Annotated in this window: 12 protein-coding genes; 5 read left to right on the top strand and 7 right to left on the bottom strand. The window is 71.6% G+C overall.

Annotated features, from left to right (window positions below; translation table 11 throughout):
* Positions 1-622: maltotransferase domain-containing protein (locus tag M8H82_RS35685; protein WP_250079790.1), on the bottom strand; the 622-nt coding region annotated here is incomplete at its 3' end.
* Positions 623-857: 235 nt separating this feature from the next.
* A complete protein-coding gene (locus M8H82_RS35680; protein WP_250079787.1) occupies positions 858-2,060 on the bottom strand; it encodes a S8 family peptidase in 1,203 nt (400 codons plus the stop codon).
* A 340-nt stretch (positions 2,061-2,400) separates the two neighbouring features.
* Here M8H82_RS35680 and M8H82_RS35675 point away from each other — a divergent pair, with 340 nt between their 5' ends.
* Positions 2,401-5,019, top strand: a complete 2,619-nt coding sequence (locus tag M8H82_RS35675) for a glycosyltransferase family 1 protein (protein ID WP_250079785.1) — start codon at positions 2,401-2,403, stop codon at positions 5,017-5,019.
* A gap of 18 nt (positions 5,020-5,037) precedes the next feature.
* Here M8H82_RS35675 and M8H82_RS35670 read toward each other — a convergent pair whose 3' ends face one another.
* The 5 genes from M8H82_RS35670 to glgX form a co-directional block, all read right to left on the bottom strand.
* Complete coding sequence (locus tag M8H82_RS35670; RefSeq protein WP_250079783.1) at positions 5,038-5,544, bottom strand: DUF1990 domain-containing protein; 507 nt, start codon at positions 5,542-5,544, stop codon at positions 5,038-5,040.
* Between the two features lie 104 nt (positions 5,545-5,648).
* A complete protein-coding gene (locus tag M8H82_RS35665; RefSeq protein WP_250079782.1) occupies positions 5,649-7,697 on the bottom strand; it encodes a M4 family metallopeptidase in 2,049 nt (682 codons plus the stop codon).
* Between the two features lie 314 nt (positions 7,698-8,011).
* On the bottom strand, positions 8,012-9,853 hold the full coding sequence (locus tag M8H82_RS35660) for an ABC transporter ATP-binding protein (protein ID WP_250079780.1): 1,842 nt from the start codon (positions 9,851-9,853) through the stop codon (positions 8,012-8,014).
* On the bottom strand, positions 9,850-11,625 hold the full coding sequence (locus M8H82_RS35655; RefSeq protein WP_250079778.1) for an ABC transporter ATP-binding protein: 1,776 nt from the start codon (positions 11,623-11,625) through the stop codon (positions 9,850-9,852). Before M8H82_RS35655 ends, M8H82_RS35660 begins: the two co-directional genes overlap by 4 nt.
* 100 nt (positions 11,626-11,725) lie before the next feature.
* Entirely contained in the window at positions 11,726-13,969 is a 2,244-nt protein-coding gene (gene glgX, locus M8H82_RS35650; protein WP_250079775.1) for a glycogen debranching protein GlgX, read from the bottom strand.
* A 151-nt stretch (positions 13,970-14,120) separates the two neighbouring features.
* Here glgX and M8H82_RS35645 point away from each other — a divergent pair, with 151 nt between their 5' ends.
* The 4 genes from M8H82_RS35645 to M8H82_RS35630 all read left to right on the top strand — a co-directional run bounded on the left by M8H82_RS35645 (position 14,121) and on the right by M8H82_RS35630 (position 18,347).
* The gene (locus tag M8H82_RS35645; protein WP_250079771.1) at positions 14,121-15,365 is read left to right on the top strand and encodes an Ig-like domain-containing protein; all 1,245 of its coding nucleotides are present in this window, start codon (positions 14,121-14,123) and stop codon (positions 15,363-15,365) included.
* A 126-nt stretch (positions 15,366-15,491) separates the two neighbouring features.
* Positions 15,492-16,721 carry an Ig-like domain-containing protein gene (locus M8H82_RS35640; protein WP_284049753.1) on the top strand — a complete coding sequence of 410 codons (1,230 nt, stop codon included), beginning with the start codon at positions 15,492-15,494 and terminating at the stop codon, positions 16,719-16,721.
* Positions 16,722-16,790: 69 nt separating this feature from the next.
* Positions 16,791-17,558 (top strand): enoyl-CoA hydratase/isomerase family protein, encoded by a 768-nt coding sequence (locus M8H82_RS35635; RefSeq protein WP_250079766.1) that lies wholly within the window; start codon positions 16,791-16,793, stop codon positions 17,556-17,558.
* 285 nt (positions 17,559-17,843) lie between these two features.
* Complete coding sequence (locus tag M8H82_RS35630; protein ID WP_250079765.1) at positions 17,844-18,347, top strand: ATP-binding protein; 504 nt, start codon at positions 17,844-17,846, stop codon at positions 18,345-18,347.
* The last annotated feature ends 146 nt before the right edge of the window (positions 18,348-18,493 follow it).

Raw genomic sequence — 18,493 nt, 5'->3', positions numbered from 1 at the left:
GCACCGCGTCCACCTCGGGAGTCAGGGCCGCCGCGAGGCGGGCGGTCGCCGGACGGGTGCCGTCCCTGAGGTGTTCGGCCGCGATGAGGAGGATCTTCCGCTGCTCGGAGGGGACTTCGGTGGCGGCCCGCTCGTACAGCCGGGCGCCCTCCTCCAGGACCAGCTCGGTGTCCATCCCGGCCGGGATCTTGATCTGGGCGTGGTGGCGCCAGGTGGTCACCGGATCGCCCCACGCCTCCACCGTGTACGTCCACAGGCCCTCGGCGTCGGGGGTGACCTCGGCGCCCCAGCGGTCGGTGCCCGGCGTCAGTTCGCGCATCGGCGTCCAGGGACCGGGACGGCCCCCGGGATCGCGCAGCACGACATTGGCGGCCACGGCGTCGTGCCCCTCGCGGAACACGGTCGCGGAGACCTCGAACGTCTCGCCCACGACCGCCTTGGCGGGCCTGCGGCCGCGCTGGACGAACGGGCGGACGTCGAGGACGGGTATGCGCCCGACGCCGGGAGCGCCGTTCGCGGAGGGTGGCTCCGCGCCGGGCGGTCCGGCGGCGGCCGGGCGTCGTGAGGGAGATCGCTCGGGCTTGCGCGTCGAGGGTGCTGACGAGTGGTGCTTGGCGGGCATGACCGCTCCTGTCCGCGTCAACGTGGGTGGGCGGATGGATATGGGCAGGTGGGTCCTGCGGGATGCAGTTGTGGTGTGCCTGTGGGGTGTACCGGGGGAGCCTTCCCACCCTATTCGGGTGAGCAATCCGGCACTTTGTTAACTACTTACGCGTACGGCTGCACACAAACCGGCCCCGTCCGGGGGAACGGGGCCGATCCTTCCGGGTCGTTCTCAACGGGTCGCGAACATGTCGCTACGAGCCCGGTACCTGGAGCAGTTCGTTCGGTGAGCCGAGTCCCCGCCCGGAGACCTTTCCACTCACCGCCCGGGCGACGAGTGCCCGGGAAACCTGCGCGGGCGTGGCCGTGCGATGTCCGGCCAGGTAGAGCGCGGCCGCGCCCGCCGCGTGCGGCGCCGCCATCGACGTACCCGAGGAGGTGACCCTGGCGCGGTCGCCCGCGGACGACGCCGAGGTGATCGACACGCCCGGTGCGAACAGGTCCAGGGCCGAGCCGAAGTTGGAGAAGCGCGCCCGCGCGTCCTTGCGGTCGGTGGCGCCGACCGTGACCGCCTGGCGCACCCCGGCCGGTGAGAAGAGGCCGGCCGGGCGGCCGTCGTTGCCCGCGGCGACGGTGTACGTGACGCCGGACGCGATGGAGTTGCGTACGGCGGCGTCGAGCTGGGCGTTGTAGCCGCCGCCCAGGCTGAGGTTGGCGACCGCCGGTTTCTTGGCGTTCCTGGTCACCCAGTCGATGCCGGCGATGGCCCGGGCGGTGGTGCCGTCACCCGCGTTGTCGAGGACGCGCACGGAGACCACCTCGGCCTTCTTGGCGACGCCGTACGCCGATCCGGCGACCGTGCCCGCCACATGGGTGCCGTGGCCGTTGCCGTCCCCCGCGGACCGGTCGCCGCCGACGAAGTCCCAGCCGTGTCTCGCCCGGCCGCCGAAGTCCTTGTGCGTGATGCGGACGCCCGTGTCGATCACGTAGACCGTCACCCCGGCGCCCGCGGACCCGGGTGCGCTGTAGCGGCCGTTCAGCGGCAGGCTCCGCTGGTCCACGCGGTCGAGACCCCAGGACGGCGGGTTATTCCAGGTGGTGTGCAGGGCCACCCGGGTGTCCTGCGCGACGGAGGCGACACGCGGGTCGGCCGCGAGGCGCCGGGCCTGTCTCTCGCTCGCCCGGACCGCGTAACCGTTGAGAACGGTGCCGTAAGTGTGGCTGATTCTCGCCCCGTACTGCTCCGCCAGGTCCTTTCCGGCCACCGACGGGGCCTGTGTTCCCCCCTTGAGCGTCACCAGGTAGCTTCCGCTGACGGAGCCGGGCATACCGGCGCCGAGAATCCGCCCCTCCGGTGCGGCGTGCGCGGGCGGGCTGCTGGCCGAAAGTGCCGCGGTGCAGGTCACCGCGGTCAGGCCGCCCGCCCAGCGCAGACGCCGGGTTCGCGTCCGTGCCATGGTCCGAGTCCCCTCCCTCGACTCGGCGTCCGGCCACCGCTGCCTGCCGGGTCGCACCCGGCGCGGGCCGAACGCCACGAGCAGCCTCTCGTGGGGGACGAAGTCGCCACAAGGACGCCTGCAGGGGCGGAATCGGCCATATCGCCGATGGCGGACCCGAGGAGGTTGCGGTGCTTTTCGGACGACGTGCGTGAGTGGTCCGAGTGGAGTGAGCCTCCAGGTTCGATGGAGACGCGGGGACAGGCGCCGTGGTTACAAAGCGCCCGCACCGATACCGTGCAGATGATGACAGGACGCACACCGCCGTGCGTCCTCTTCCGCACGCCTGCCGAGGTGGAATGTGAAGGCGATCCGTCGATTCACCGTCCGTCCCGTTCTCCCCGAACCCCTGCGGCCGCTCAGCGACCTGGCGCGCAATCTGCGCTGGTCCTGGCATGCGGAGACCCGCGACCTCTTCCAGTCCGTCGATCCCGAGCGCTGGGCCGCCTCCAACGGCGATCCGGTACGCCTCCTGGGCAGTGTGGCACCGGGAAGGCTGGCCGAGCTGGCCGAGGACCGGCGCTTCCTGCGCCGTCTGACGGCCGTTGCCGACGACCTCCACGACTATGTCTCCGGTGACCGCTGGTACCAGGCCCAGTCCTCCGAACTCCCGGCCGCCGTCGCCTATTTCTCCCCCGAGTTCGGCATCACCGCCGCCCTGCCGCAGTACTCCGGCGGCCTGGGCATCCTGGCCGGCGACCATCTGAAGGCGGCCAGCGATCTCGGGGTGCCGCTGATCGGTGTGGGGCTGCTGTACCGGCACGGCTACTTCCGGCAGAGCCTTTCGAGGGACGGCTGGCAGCAGGAGCACTACCCGGTGCTCGACCCCAACGAGCTGCCGGTGGCCCTGCTCAGGGAGGCCGACGGCACCCCCGCCCAGGTCTCCCTCGCCCTGCCCGGCGGCCGCTCCCTGCACGCCCGCGTCTGGCTGGCCCAGGTCGGCAGGGTCCCGCTGCTGCTCCTCGACTCCGACGTGGAGGAGAACGACCTCGGCGAGCGCGGGGTGACCGACCGGCTCTACGGCGGCGGCAGCGAGCACCGGCTGCTCCAGGAGATGCTGCTCGGCATAGGAGGGGTACGGGCGGTCCGGACGTACTGCCGGCTGACGGGCCACGCGGAGCCCGAGGTCTTCCACACCAACGAGGGGCACGCGGGCTTCCTCGGGCTGGAGCGGATCGCCGAACTCTGCGACCGGGGTCTCGACTTCGACTCCGGCCTGGAGGCGGTCCGGGCCGGGACCGTCTTCACCACCCACACCCCCGTCCCGGCCGGCATCGACCGCTTCGACCGCGAGCTCGTCGCCCGCCACTTCGGGCCCGACGCCGAACTCCCGCGCATCGACGTCGAGCGGATCCTCCAGCTCGGCATGGAGTCCTACGCCGGGGGCGAACCGAACCTGTTCAACATGGCGGTGATGGGCCTGCGCCTCGGCCAGCGCGCCAACGGGGTCTCGCTGCTGCACGGCAACGTCAGCCGGGAGATGTTCTCCGGGCTCTGGCCGGGCTTCGACGCCGACGAGGTGCCGATCACCTCGGTCACCAACGGCGTGCACGCCCCGACCTGGGTCGCGCCCGAGGTCTTCCGGCTCGGCGCCAAGCAGATCGGCGCCCAGCGCACCGAGGACGCGTTCACCGTCGGCGGTTCGGACCGCTGGGACGCGGTGGCGGACATCCCGGACCAGGAGATCTGGGAGCTGCGCCGGGTGCTGCGCGAACAGCTGGTGACGGAGGTGCGCGAGCGGCTGCGCGCCTCCTGGCGGCAGCGCGGCGCGGGCAGCGCGGAGCTTGGGTGGATCGACGGGGTGCTGGACCCGGACGTCCTCACCATCGGCTTCGCCCGCCGGGTCCCGTCGTACAAGCGCCTCACGCTGATGCTGCGCGACCAGGACCGGCTGATGGAGCTGCTGCTGCACCCCGAGCACCCGATCCAGATCGTGGTGGCGGGCAAGGCGCACCCGGCGGACGACGGCGGCAAGCGGCTCATCCAGGACCTGGTGCGGTTCGCGGACGATCCGCGGGTCCGCCACCGGATCGTCTTCCTGCCGGACTACGGCATGGCGATGGCGCAGAAGCTGTACCCGGGCTGCGACATCTGGCTGAACAATCCGCTCCGCCCGCTGGAGGCGTGCGGCACCTCGGGCATGAAGGCGGCGCTGAACGGCTGTCTCAATCTGTCGGTGCTGGACGGCTGGTGGGACGAGTGGTTCCAGCCGGACTTCGGCTGGGCGATCCCCACCGCGGACGGTTCCCAGACGGACCCGGACCGGCGGGACGACATCGAGGCGGCCGCGCTCTACGACCTGCTGGAGCAGCGGGTCACCCCGCGCTTCTACGAGCGCGGCCAGGGCGGACTGCCCGACCGCTGGATCGAGATGGTCCGCCAGACCCTCACCCTGCTCGGCCCGAAGGTGCTGGCCGGGCGGATGGTCCGGGAGTACGTCGAGCGCCTGTACACCCCGGCCGCGCTCGCCCACCGCTCGATGGACGCGGACTCCGCGCGCGAACTGGCGACGTGGAAGGCGCGGGTGCGGGGGGCCTGGCACCGGGTGAGCGTCGACCATGTCGAGACCTCGGTGGCCACGACGACGGCGGAGCTGGGCACGACCCTGAGCCTGCGGGTCCGCGTCGGCCTCGGCGAGCTGGTCCCCGACGACGTGGAGGTCCAGGCGGTCTCGGGCCGGGTGGACGCCGAGGACCGGATCACGGACGCGGCGACGGTCCCGCTGAAGCCGACGGGCGGGCCCGACCTGGACGGCCGCTGGGTCTACGAGGGCCCGCTGTCCCTGGACCGCACGGGGCCGTACGGCTACACGGTACGGATCCTTCCGGCGCACCGGCTGCTGGCGTCGAGCGCGGAACTGGGGCTCGTCACCGCGCCCTCTGAGGACGTGGTGGAGGGCGCCGGGGTGCTCCTGCGCTGAGGCGGTACGGCGGGGGCGTCAGTCGGTGTCGCCCCCGCACAGCCTGCGCAGCGCCGCCCCGCACCGCCGCGCGTACGCCTGCTGCAGGCCGCGGTTGGCGGGGCCCCCGGCGCGGGCGTACCACTTCGCGCCCCGGCTGAAGGCGTGCACCGTCAGCCAGACGGTGCCGTCCCCGGTGCGGTCCACGACGAAGGCCTCCTCGCCGCACTCCGGGTGCCCGGTCAGCGTGCCGTACGCCCAGCCCGCGCGGCGGGGTTCCTCCACCGTCCAGACCACCCGGCACGGTGCCTTGATGACGCCGGCCAGGGTGACGGTGACGTCGACCCCGGGCGCGGCCCGTTCCGCGGAGGCGTCGATGCCGACGCCCACCGCCCGGTGCATGTCCCAGGTCAGCACCGCCTCGGCCGCCCGGCTGAAGACCTCGTGGCCCTCGCCGATGCGGGTGCGCACATGCAGGGGACGGAATCCGGGCGGGCAGAACTCGGGCTCCCGGGTGGCGCCGACATCGTCGTACGTGAAGGACATGGGGCCCTAGCGTAGGGCGGCCGGCGTCCGGAGCACGCAGCGGGCGCCGTCCCGGGGAGTCGAACCACCGGGACGGCGCCCTGTTCACAGGGGAGCCGGACGTTCTACGGGAACGTCAGCTTCCAGCTGTTGATGTAACCGGTGTCGACGGCCGCGTTGTCCTGGACCCGCAACTGCCAGACGCCGTTGGCCACCTCGGAGGAGGCGTTCACCGTGTACGTGGTGTTGATGTTGTCCGCGCTGCCGCCGGTGCCGTAGCCCTTCAGCGTGTACGCCGTGCCGTCGGGGGCGATCAGCTGCACCTGGAGGTCACCGATGTAGGTGTGGACGATGTCGACCGCCACCGCGAGGTTCGACGGCGCGTTGCCCGTCCGCCCGGAGACGGTGATCGACGAGGTGACCGCCGCGCCCCGGTCCGGGATGGCCACGTCGGCGGTGTTCTCGAAGGAGGTGCCGCCACCGCCGCCGCCGGGCCGCGCGCCGACCGCGACGCCCGCCCAGGCGTGCTGGACCGCCGCGTACTCGGGGCTGGTGGTGCCGTACAGCTCACCGGCCGCCGCGAGGGTGCCGGTGCGGGCGCCCGCGTAGTTGGTGGTGGAGGTGAACTTCGTGGTCAGCGCGCGGAACCAGATCTTCTCCGCCTTGGCCCGGCCGATGCCGGTGACCGCGAGGCCGTCCGCGGTCGGCGAGTTGTAGCTGACGCCGTTGATGGTCTTGGCGCCGCTGCCCTCGCTCAGCAGGTAGAAGAAGTGGTTGGCGGGGCCCGACGAGTAGTGCACGTCGATCGAGCCGATCCCCGAGTACCAGTTGTCCTTGGACGAGCCGTCCCTGCTCGGCTTGTCCATGTAGCGCAACGGGGTGCCGTCGCCGTTGATGTTGATCTCCTCGCCGATGAGGTAGTCACCGACGTCGGAGGAGTTGTTGGCGAAGAACTCGACGGTCGAGCCGAAGATGTCGGAGGTCGCCTCGTTCAGGCCGCCGGACTCGCCGCTGTAGACCAGGCCCGCGGTGTTGGAGGTGAGCCCGTGGGTCATCTCGTGCGCGGCCACGTCGATCGAGGTCAGCGGGTTGGCGTTGCCCGAGCCGTCGCCGTAGGTCATGCAGAAGCAGCTGTCGGACCAGAACGCGTTGACGTAGTTGTTGCCGTAGTGGACCCGGGAGTACGCGCCGACGCCGTCGCCGCGGATGCCGCTGCGACCGTGCACGTTCTTGTAGTAGTCCCAGGTCAGCGCGGCGCCGTAGTGCGCGTCGGCGGCGGCCGACTCCAGGTTGGACGGGCTGCCGTTGCCCCACACGTCGTCCGGTCCGGAGAAGAGCGTCCCGGTGCCGGAGGTGCCGCGGTTGAGGTTGTACGTCTTGTGGTTGCCGCGTGCGCCGTCGGTGAGGTTGTACGTCGAGCCGGACTGGGTGGTCCCGAGCGTCACCGTGCCGCTGTAGACGGTGTTGCCGGTGCCGGTCTCGATCGCCTCCCACTCGTAGAGCTTCTCGCCCGAGGTGGCGTCCGTGATGACGTGCAGTTCCTGCGGGGTGCCGTCGTGCTGGAAGCCGCCGACGACCGTCTCGAACGCCACCTTCGGGGTGCCGTTCGCCGCCCAGATCACCTTGCGCGGGGCCCGGTTGACGTCGGCGTCCTTGGCGTCCTCCGCCTTCGCCGCGGCCAGGGCCTGCCGCTCGGCCTTCGCCGCGGACACCGCCGCCTTGGTGGTGGCCGGCTCGATGGCCCGCTTCGTGGCCTTCACGACGGCCGCGGTGGCGTCCGCCTCGGTGCTCTTGACGACGAGGTCGCCGCCGAGGACGGGCAGGCCGTCGTAGGTGCGCTCGTAGCGGGTGTGGATCGTGCCGTTGCCGTCCTTGAGGACGTCACGGACGACCAGCTTCTCCTTGGCGCCCAGGCCCAGCTCCGCGGCGGTCTCCGCCTTGGTGGCGTTGGCCGTGCGGATCAGCTCGGCGCGCTGGGCGGGGGTGAGCTTGACGGACTCGGCGCCGGGGATGACCTTGCCCGCGGCCGACGGTGCCTTCTCCGGGGCGGCGGTGGCGGCGCCCGACTGGACGGCCGTGGCGATCAGGGCGGCCACTCCGACGAGGGCGGCTGCCGCGGCCCGGCGGGTGGTGGATCTGTGGGGGGTGCGTCTGTCCGAGGAACTGCTTCTCAAAACTGACTCCTTCTGCGCGGCCGCGGATCGCGCGGCCAGGGGAGACCGTCCGGCGGGTGGGCCGGGCGGGCAGAGCAGCGGTACGCAGAACGACGTGCGGGAGCGACGGCCGGGCGCAGCGGGTGAACGAACCTATGGGGTTGCTGTGCGTCGGCCGTGGGAAGAGTGGCAGGAGATCAGCACTCCTGTCAGGGGCGCGTCAGAAAGTTGGCCGGAAATGGTTCGTTGTCCGGGAATTCATGTTCGCTATACGAACCCTTCGGATCCGGCGCCGCGGAACCCTTCGGCCCCAGGGCCGCGGACCTGCCCCGGCGCTACGCGAGACTGTCCCGCCACGCCCGGTGCAGATCCGCGAATCGCCCCGTCTCCGCGATGAGTTCGGCGGGCGAGCCGTCCTCGACGATCCGCCCGTGCTCCATGACCAGCACCCGGTCCGCGATCTCCACGGTGGACAGCCGGTGCGCGATCACCACCGCCGTACGGCCGTGCAGCACCGTCGCCATCGCGCGCTGCACCGCCCGCTCGCCGGGGATGTCCAGCGAGCTGGTCGCCTCGTCGAGGATCAGCACCGCGGGATCGGCAAGCAACGCCCGCGCGAACGCCACGAGTTGGCGCTGACCGGCGGAGATGCGGCCGCCCCGCTTGCGTACGTCCGTGTCGTAGCCGTCGGGCAGGGCGCTGATGAACTCGTGCGCGCCGATGGCCTTCGCGGCCCGCTCGATGTCCTCCCGGGTCGCGTCCGGGCGCCCGAGGGCGATGTTCTCGGCGACCGTGCCGGAGAACAGGAACGCCTCCTGGGTCACCATCACCACCCCGCGCCGCAGTTCGGGCACGGCCAGCTCGCGCAGATCGACCCCGTCCAGCAGCACCCGGCCGTCGGTGGGGTCGTAGAACCGGGCCAGCAGCTTCGCCAGCGTCGACTTGCCGGCGCCGGTCGAGCCGACCACTGCGACCGTCTGCCCGGCCGGCAGGGTGAGGTCGAAGGCGGGCAGTACCTCACCGCCGGTGCGGTAGGCGAACCGCACCCCGTCGAAGACGACCTCGCGGCCCGGGTGCTCGGACTCGCGTGCCGGGAGCTCCCTGGGCGCCGACGGCTCGGGGACGGACGGGGTCTGGGCCAGCAGTCCGGCGATCTTCTCCAGGGAGGCCGCCGCCGACTGGTAGGAGTTCAGGAACATCCCGAGCCGGTCGATCGGGTCGTACAGCCGCCGCAGGTACAGCACCGCGGCGGCCAGCACGCCGAGCGCCAGCGTGCCGTCCGCGACCCGGTGGGCGCCCCACAGCACGATCGCGGCGACGGCCGTGTTGGCGACCAGCCGCGAACCGACCACGTACCGGGCCATCTCCAGCAGCGCGTCGCCGTTGATCCGCTCGTGCCGCTTGTTCAGTACGGCGAAGTCGGCGTCGTTGACGGCCTCGCGGCGGAACGCGCGCACCGGCCGGATGCCGTTCATCGTCTCCACGAACTTCACGATCACCGAGGCGATGGCCGTCGACCGCAGCCGGTACACCCGCCCGGCGCGCCGCTGGTAGTTCCGCATGAGCAGGAACAGCGGCACGAAGGAGGCGACCGCGACCGCGCCGAGCCCGAGGTCCAGCCAGAGCAGCAGCGCGGAGATGTACACGAACGACAGGATCACGGTCACGAGTTCCTGGAGCCCCTCGCTGAGCAGCTCCCGCAGCGACTCCACGTCCGTGGTGGACCGGGAGATCAGGCGGCCGCTCGTGTAACGCTCGTGGAAGTCGATGCTCAGCGCCTGCGCGTGCCGGAAGATCCGGCCGCGCAGGTCCAGCAGCACGTCCTGGTTGACGCGGGCCGAGGCGACGACGAACGCGTACTGCAGGGCGCCGGAGACCGTCGCGCAGAGCAGGTAGCCCACGGCCACGGCGATCAGCGGGCCGTGGTCGCCCGCGCGGAACGCCGGTACGGCCCGGTCGAGGGCGTACGCCACCAGCAGCGGGCCCGCCTGCACGGCCGCCTGCTGGACGAGCAGCAGCAGCGTGGTGAGCGCCACCCGGGCCTTCATCGGCGTCAGCAGCGAACGCAGCAGTGCGCCGGTGGCGCCCGGGGGAGTGGGCAGGACGTCCCGGTCGAACGAGTCGCCGGTCTCCTCGGGCCGGTCCTTGGCCGGGGCGGTGAGGGTGGGCGCGGTCATCCGTGGGCCTCCGCTCCGGACATCAGGTGGGCGTACTCGGCGTTGCTGCGCAACAGTTCGTGGTGCGTGCCGACCGCGACGATCCGGCCGCCGGACAGCAGCGCGACCCGGTCGGCGAGCAGGACGGTGGACGGGCGGTGCGCCACGACGATCGCGGTGGTCTGTGCGAGCACCTCCCGCAGCGCGGCCTCGACGGCGGCCTCGGTGTGCACGTCGAGCGCGGACAGCGGATCGTCCAGCACCAGGAACCGCGGCCGTCCGACGACGGCCCGGGCGAGGGCCAGCCGTTGCCGCTGCCCGCCGGAGAGGCTGAGCCCCTGCTCGCCGACCTGGGTGCCGGTGCCCTGCGGCAGGGAGTGCACGAAGCCGGCCTGGGCGACGTCCAGTGCGCGGTCCAGCTCCGCGGCTCCTGCGGTGCCGTCGGCCCCCATCAGCACGTTCTCCCCGACGGAGGCGGAGAACAGGGTGGGTTCCTCGAAGGCGACGGCGACCCTGGAGCGCAGCTCCTCCCGCGACATGGCCCGGATGTCCTCGCCGTCCAGCGTGATCCGCCCGGAGGTGACCTCGTGCAACCGGGGCACCAGCGCGGTGAGTGTGGTCTTGCCGGAACCGGTGGCTCCGACGAGGGCCATGGACTCGCCGGGACGGATGCGCAGATCGATGCGGTCGAGAACGGGCGGGGAGTCGGGCGGGGCGTCGGGGTAGCGGAAGGAGACGCCCTCGAAGACCAGCCCTTCGGCCCCGGCCGCCACGCCCCCCGGCGCGTGCCGCTCCGCCGACTCGGGCGCCTCGTCGATCACCTCGAAGTACCGCTCCGTGGCCGTCGCCGCCTCCTGGCTCATCGCCAGCAGGAACCCGATCGACTCCACGGGCCACCGCAGGGCGAGCGCCGTGGACAGGAACGCCACCAGCGTGCCCGCCGACAGTTGCCCGTCCGCGACCTGCACGCATCCCACCACCAGCGCCGCCCCGACGGCCACCTCGGGCAGCGTCACGATCACCGCCCAGATCACCGCCAGCAGCCGGGCCTTGCGCAGCTCGGTCCCCCGCAGCGTCGACGACAGCTCCCGGAACGCCCGGGCCTGGCTCCGATGCCGCCCGAACCCCTTGATGATCCGGATCCCGAGCACGCTCTCCTCGACCACGGTCGTCAGATCCCCGACCTGGTCCTGCGCCCGCCGCGCCACCTCGGCGTACCGCTTCTCGAAGACCACGCACATCACGATCACCGGCACGGCGGGCCCGAGGATCACCAGTCCCAGCGTCCAGTCCTGGAGCAGCATGAGGATCACGCCGACCAGGATCGTGACGCCGTTGACCAGCAGGAAGGTCAGCGGGAACGCGAGGAACATCCGCACCAGCATCAGATCGGTGGTCCCCCGGGACAGCAACTGCCCCGACGCCCACCGGTCGTGGAAGGCGACCGGCAGCCGCTGGAGATGGCGGTACAGGCCCGCCCGCATCTCCGCCTCGACATGCGACAGCGGCCGGGCCACCAGCCACCGCCGCAGTCCGAACAGCAGCGCCTCGGCGAGCCCGAGCAGCAGCAGGAACAGCGCCCCGAGCCACACCCCGGCCGGATCCCGCCCGGCGACCGGCCCGTCCACCATCCACTTCAGCACGAGGGGGATCACCAGCCCCGTGCACGAGGCGAGGATCGCCACGAACGCGGCGGTGAACAGCCGCGCCCGCACGGGCCGGACGTACGGCCACAGGCGCAGCAGGGTTCTGACGGCGGAGCGGCCCTCGGCGGGCGCAGGTGTCGTGGGCATCAGCAGCGAGCCTACGGATTGCCACTGACAACGCCCACCGAGTTTTGGCCGGTGCGCGGGCCCCGGCGCCCGTCAGGCCACCCCCGTCGGCCCACCCCCGTCAGGCCACCACCTTCAGCAGCAGCACCGCCCGCGCCGGCACCGTGATCGCCGTACCCGCCCGGTGCACCAGCCCCGGCGCCGCGTCCTGCTCCTCCCGCGCGGTGTCGACGACCACCTCGTACTCCTCCGCCCACGGCGGCGCCGGCAGCACGAAGCTCACCGGCTGGTCCCCGGCGTGCAGGACGGCCAGGAAGCTGTCGTCGACGATGGGGGCGCCCCGCTCGTCCCGGCCGGGGATGTCCCGCCCGGAGAGGTACATGCCGAGCGTGGCGGCGGGCGCGTACCAGTCCCGCTCCGTCATCTCCGTCCCCCGCGCGGTGAACCAGGCCAGGTCCCGCAGCCCGTCCGCCGAGTGCGCGCGCCCGGAGAAGAAGGCCCGTCGGCGCAGCACCGGATGCCGGTGGCGCAGCGCGATCAGCCGGGAGGTCAGCTCGAACAGCGCCTTCCAGCCGGGGTCCTCCAGCAGGCCCCAGTCCAGCCAGCTGATCTCGTTGTCCTGGCAGTAGGCGTTGTTGCTGCCGCGCTGGGTGCGCCCCAACTCGTCGCCCGCCACCAGCATCGGCACGCCCGTGGACAGCAGCAGGGTGGTCAGCAGGTTCCGCAGCTGCCGCCGCCTGAGCTCCCGTACCCGCTCGTCGTCCGTCTCGCCCTCCGTGCCGCAGTTCCAGGCCCGGTTGTCGTCCGTGCCGTCCCGGTTGCCCTCGCCGTTGGCCTCGTTGTGCTTGCGCTCGTAGGAGACGAGGTCGCGCAGCGTGAAGCCGTCGTGCGCGGTCACGAAGTTGACGGAGGCGTACGGCCGCCGCCCGCCCCACGCGTACAGGTCGCTCGACCCCGACAGCCGGTAGCCGAGGTCCCGCACGTCCGGCAGCGCGCCCCGCCAGAAGTCCCGTACGGCGTTGCGGTAGCGGTCGTTCCACTCCGTCCACAGCGGCGGGAACGCACCCACCTGGTAGCCGCCGGAGCCCACGTCCCACGGCTCGGCGATCAGCTTCACCCGGCTCAGCAGCGGGTCCTGGGCGATGACGGCGAGGAACGGGGAGAGCATGTCGACGTCGTGCATGGAGCGGGCCAGCGCGGCGGCGAGGTCGAAGCGGAAGCCGTCGACGCCCATCTCGGTGACCCAGTAGCGCAGCGAGTCGGTGATCAGCCGCAGCACGTGCGGCTGGACCACATGGAGGGTGTTGCCGCAGCCCGTGTAGTCGGCGTACCGGCGCGCGTCCGACTGCAGGCGGTAGTAGCCCCGGTTGTCGATGCCCTTCAGGGACAGGGTGGGGCCCAGTTCGCCGGCCTCCGCCGTGTGGTTGTAGACCACGTCGAGGATGACCTCGATGCCGGCCTGGTGCAGCGCCTGCACCATCCGCTTGAACTCGCCGACCTGCTGCCCCCTCGTCCCGGAGGCCGCGTACCCGGCGTGCGGGGCGAAGTAGCCGATGGAGTTGTAGCCCCAGTAGTTCTTCAGGCCGCGCCGCAGCAGATGGTCCTCGTGCGCGAACTGGTGGACCGGCAGCAGCTCCACGGCCGTCACGCCCAGCTTGACCAGGTGCTCGATAGCCGCCGGGTGCGCGAGACCCGCGTACGTCCCGCGCAGTTCCTCGGGGATGCCCGGGTGCAGCCGGGTGAAGCCGCGGACGTGCACCTCGTAGATGACCGAGTCCGCCCAGGGCGTCTTCGGCCTCCGGTCGTCCGTCCAGTCGTCGTCATCGTGCACGACGACGCCCTTGGGGACGTACGGCGCCGAGTCCCGGTCGTCCCGGACGGTGTCCGCGACCTGCTGCTGCGGCCAGTCCCGGACATGGCCGTACACCTCCGGCGGCAGCCCGAAGTCACCGTCCACCGCGCGGGCGTACGGGTCGAGCAGCAGCTTCGCCGGGTTCCAGCGGGCGCCGGTCCAGGGGTCCCAGCGGCCGTGCACCCGGAAGCCGTAGCGCTGGCCCGGCAGCACGCCGGGCACGAAGCCGTGCCAGATCTCGTGCGTCAGCTCGGTCAGCCTGGCCCGGGTCTCCTTGCCCGCGTCGTCGAACAGACACAGCTCGACCGCTTCGGCACCCCCCGCCCACAGCGCGAAGTTGGTACCGGCCACCCCGTCCGGGCCCACCCGGAAGCGGGCGCCCAGCGGGGTGGGCGCACCCGGCCACACGGGCATGCCCGGCGTCCGGCGCGGGGCACCGTTCAACACGGCCCCCGGCCCTTCGGCGGCCCGCTCCTGAGCCACTGCCTCACGCTCGGCTGCGCTGCTGGACACCCTTGGCCTCCCACGGCTCGCTGAACGACGTGCAAACGGGCATGCAAGACCCCGGCAGCGGCTCCCCGTCGCGTCGTCCTCCCCACTGTTCTGCCCAGCGCTTGGCTCGCACTCACGTTTCCCCGGAGCGTGCCCGCTCGTTGGGTTCCTCGTGAGGCACGTACAAGGGCGCGCGCGGCGCGCGGGGGCCGCACTGGCCGCCGTACTGACATGGGCAGGACTGCTGGCCGGAGCCGCCGGCTGCACGTCGGAGACGACCGGAGGGGCCGGCCTCGGCGGGCTCGGCAAACCCCGGGCACCCGAGGAGGTGATCCGCGTCTTCCCGGCCGACGGCAGCCGGGGCGTGAAGCCCGAGGCGAAGCTGCGGGTGGGGGTGCCCAGCGGGCGCCTGGAGTCGGTGAAGGTCGTCAAGTCGCAGGACGCGCAGGAGACCCCGGTCCCCGGGCAGATCTCCGCCGACGGACTGCGCTGGGAACCCGACGACCGGCACCTGGCGCTGGCCGCCCGCTACACCGTCGACGTGGTGGCCCTGGACGCCCACGGCCGCCGCTCCGCCCGGCACACCACCTTCACCACCTACGTCCCCGAGGAGCGGTTCATCGGGTACGTCTCCCCGGAGAACCGCTCCACGGTCGGCACCGGAATGATCGTCTCCCTGGAGTTCAACCGGGAGATCGAGAACCGGGCCGCCGTGGAGCGCGCCGTCCACGTCACCGCCCGCCCGGCCGTCGAGATCCGCCCGCACTGGTTCGGCAAGGGCCGCCTCGACTTCCGCCCCGAGCGGTACTGGAAGCCCGGCACCCAGGTCACCGTCTCCCTCAAGCTCCGCGACGTGGAGGGCGCGCCGGGGGTCTACGGCCTGCAGTACAAGACGTTCTCCTTCACCGTCGGCCGCCATCAGGTCTCCACCGTCGACGCGGCCGAGCACACCATGGAGGTCCGGCGCGACGGCGACCTGCTCGCCACCGTGCCGATCACGGCGGGCGCCCCGAAGACCACCACCTACAACGGCAAGATGGTCGTCACCGAGATGCTCGAGGTGACCCGGATGAACGGCGCCACGGTCGGCTTCACCGACTACGACGGCAAGGGCGAGTACGACATCCCGGACGTCCCGCACGCCATGCGGCTGACCGAGTCCGGCACCTTCCTGCACGGCAACTACTGGGCGCCGCACGCCTTCGGGAAGGTCAACGTCAGCCACGGCTGCGTGGGACTCCGGGATGTGAAGGGCGGCGGCTCGGACACCCCGGCGGGCTGGTTCTTCGACCGGAGCCTGATCGGGGACGTGGTCGAGGTCGTCCGCAGCAAGGACAAGAAGGTCGCTCCCGACAACGGCCTGGGCGGCTGGAATATGGGCTGGAAGGAGTGGAAGGCCGGAAGTGCGGTGAAGTAACTCGGTACGGAACGGTGACAATCTCGGGGCGCCGCCGCGGATGACCTTGTGGTTAATATGCGCCGAGCGCGTGGCAGACGCGCGGGGGCAGGGGCCTGACCAGGCCCGGCGAGGGGAGCAAGGGACTTGAACGTGCGACCGATATCGGGGGCGTCGGTTGACGCGCGCAGGAGGCTCACGGCAGTGCTCGCCGGAGGTCTGCTGCTGGCGGTCACCGCGTGCGGTGGCGGCTCGGACTCGGGCTCCGGGGACGGCAAGGGCAAGGGCGGCGACTCCGGTACCGCGCAGAGCGGGCCGTCGCAGGCCGTGGTCTCCATAGCCCCGAAGGACGGCGCCGAGTCCGTCGACACCAGCGGCGCCCTCAAGGTCAGCGCGAGCAAGGGCAAGCTCTCCGAGGTCGTCGTCAAGGACGGCAAGGGCGAGAAGATACCCGGGAAGATCACCGACGGGGGCGCGAGCTGGACGCCGTCCACCCACCTCGCCGCCTCCACCGAGTACACCGTGCACGCGGTCGCCAAGGACTCCGAGGGCCGCGAGGCCGCCGAGGAGTCCAGCTTCACCACGCTGACCCCGGAGCACACCTTCCTCGGCACCTTCACTCCGGAGGACGGCTCCAAGGTCGGCGTGGGCATGTCCTTCTCGCTCCGCTTCGACCGGGGCATCACCAACCCGGACGACGTCGAGAAGGCCGTACGCATCAAGACCGAACCCGCCGTGGACGTCCAGGGCCACTGGTTCGGCAACGACCGCCTCGACTTCCGCCCCGAGAAGTACTGGAAGGAAGGCACCAAGGTCACCGTCGAGCTCGAACTCGACGGCGTCGAGGGCCGGGACGGCGTCTACGGCAAGCAGGACAAGACCCTCTCTTTCACCATCGGCCGCGACCAGGTCTCCGTCGTCGACGTGAAGACCAAGAAGATGAAGGTCATGCAGGACGGCAAGGTCGTCAAGACCCTCCCGGTCACCACCGGCAAGCCCGGGTACGACACCTGGAACGGCCAGATGGTCATCACCGAGAAGTTCGTCGAGACCCGGATGAACGGCGACACGGTCGGCTACGACGGCGAGTACGACATCGACGACGTCCCGCACGCCATGCGCCTGAGCCAGTCCGGCACCTTCATCCACGGCAACTACTGGGGCGGCGACGCCTTCGGCAACTACAACGCCAGCCACGGCTGCGTCGGCCTGCGCGATGTGAAGGGCGCCTGGGACAAGAAGACCCCGGCCGCCTGGTTCTTCGACCACTCCATGATCGGCGACGTCGTCGTCGTGAAGAACTCCGACGACGCGACCATCGCCCCGGACAACGGCCTCAACGGCTGGAACATGTCCTGGGAGGAGTGGACGAAGTAGGAGTCTGTGACCCAGGCACCACGGGACCGCCCTTCTGCGCGGGGGTTAGTCACCGTTAACCTGCGGAGCATGACCGTGAATCTCGAAGTCGCCGACGGTGTGGGCACGCTCCGCCTGGACCGCCCCCCGATGAACGCGCTGGACGTCGCCACCCAGGACCGCCTCAAGGAGCTCGCCGAGGAGGCGAGCCGCCGGGAGGACGTGCGCGCGGTGGTGATCTACGGCGGCGAGAAGGTGTTCGCGGCCGGCGCGGACATCAAGGAGATGCAGGCCATGGACCACACGGCCATGGTCCTGCGCTCCCGCGCCCTCCAGGACTCCTTCACCGCCGTGGCCCGCATCCCCAAGCCGGTGGTCGCGGCGGTCACCGGCTACGCCCTCGGCGGCGGCTGCGAACTGGCCCTGTGCGCGGACTTCCGGATCGCCGCCGAGAACGCGAAGCTGGGCCAGCCCGAGATCCTGCTCGGCCTGATCCCGGGCGCGGGCGGCACCCAGCGGCTGTCCCGGCTGGTGGGTCCCTCCAAGGCGAAGGACCTCATCTTCACCGGCCGGATGGTCAAGGCGGACGAGGCGCTGACGCTGGGTCTGGTGGACCGCGTGGTCCCCGCCGAGGAGGTGTACACCGCCGCGCACGCCTGGGCCGCGAAGCTCGCGCAGGGCCCGGCGATCGCGCTGCGCGCCGCGAAGGAGTCCATCGACACCGGCCTGGAGACGGACATCGACACCGGCCTCGCGGTGGAACGCAACTGGTTCGCGGGCCTGTTCGCCACGGCCGACCGGGAGACCGGGATGCGCAGCTTCGTCGAGGACGGCCCGGGCAAGGCGAAGTTCCTCTGATTCACTCCGCCGAATACCGCGGAGCCTCTTGCAATTGACGCGATGTCTCATCCGGGTCCCTCGATGGGACGGTTTATGGCAGCCTTAACGCAGCCTTAAGCCTGTCTTGTCGAGGAGGCCCGTCGATTGCCGTCACCAGAGCCTTCGCCGCAGGTCAGAGGGGTCGCGGCGGACCTCGAAATGCCTTTGGCATATGCCGAACGGCGCTCGCGGAACAGTGGATTCCGGGGGGCGTATTCCGCAGAGACGGCCCCGGACGGGGCTCTGGGCGGCCATGATGGGGGCATGGCGGGGCTGGAGGGCATCGAACAGCCGCGGGGACACGGCCGTGCGACCGCGGCGCGCTGGTCGCCGGCGGTCGAGGACGAATACGGCTTGAAGGCGCTGGAGTTGTTCGGCAACCCGACGGAGCGGGAAGTTCCGCTCCCTTCCCGCCCGGAATCCGCCGCGACCGCCCGCCGCCTGGCCCAGGTGGTCGTCCTGCGCCAGTGGGGCCTGACCGCGAAGATGACGGAGGACGCGGTCTTACTCGTCTCGGAACTGGTGGGGAACGCCGTACGCCACACCGGGGCCCGGGTCTTCGGCCTCCGGATGCGCCGGCGTCGCGGCTGGATCCGTATCGAGGTCCGCGACCCGTCGCGGGGCCTGCCGTGTCTGATGCCGGTCCAGGAGCTGGACCTCAGCGGCAGGGGCCTGTTCCTGGTGGACAAACTGGCGGACCGCTGGGGAGTGGATCTGCTGCCCCGGGGCAAGACGACCTGGTTCGAGATGAGGGTCGCGGACCGCTGACGTGCGGATGGCGGACGCGAAAATACCCGGAATTCACCCGTAACCCCCTTAAATAGGGCAGGTGACCCAGACCGATCGCCGGACGGTCCTCCAAGCAGCCGCCGGACTCGTCACCGCCACGGCCCTCACGGCCGCCTGCACCACCA

Origin of the sequence: Streptomyces sp. YS415 (genome assembly GCF_023544665.1) — a bacterium.
Lineage (GTDB): Bacteria > Actinomycetota > Actinomycetes > Streptomycetales > Streptomycetaceae > Streptomyces.
This window is presented reverse-complemented; position numbering and strand designations above follow the sequence as displayed.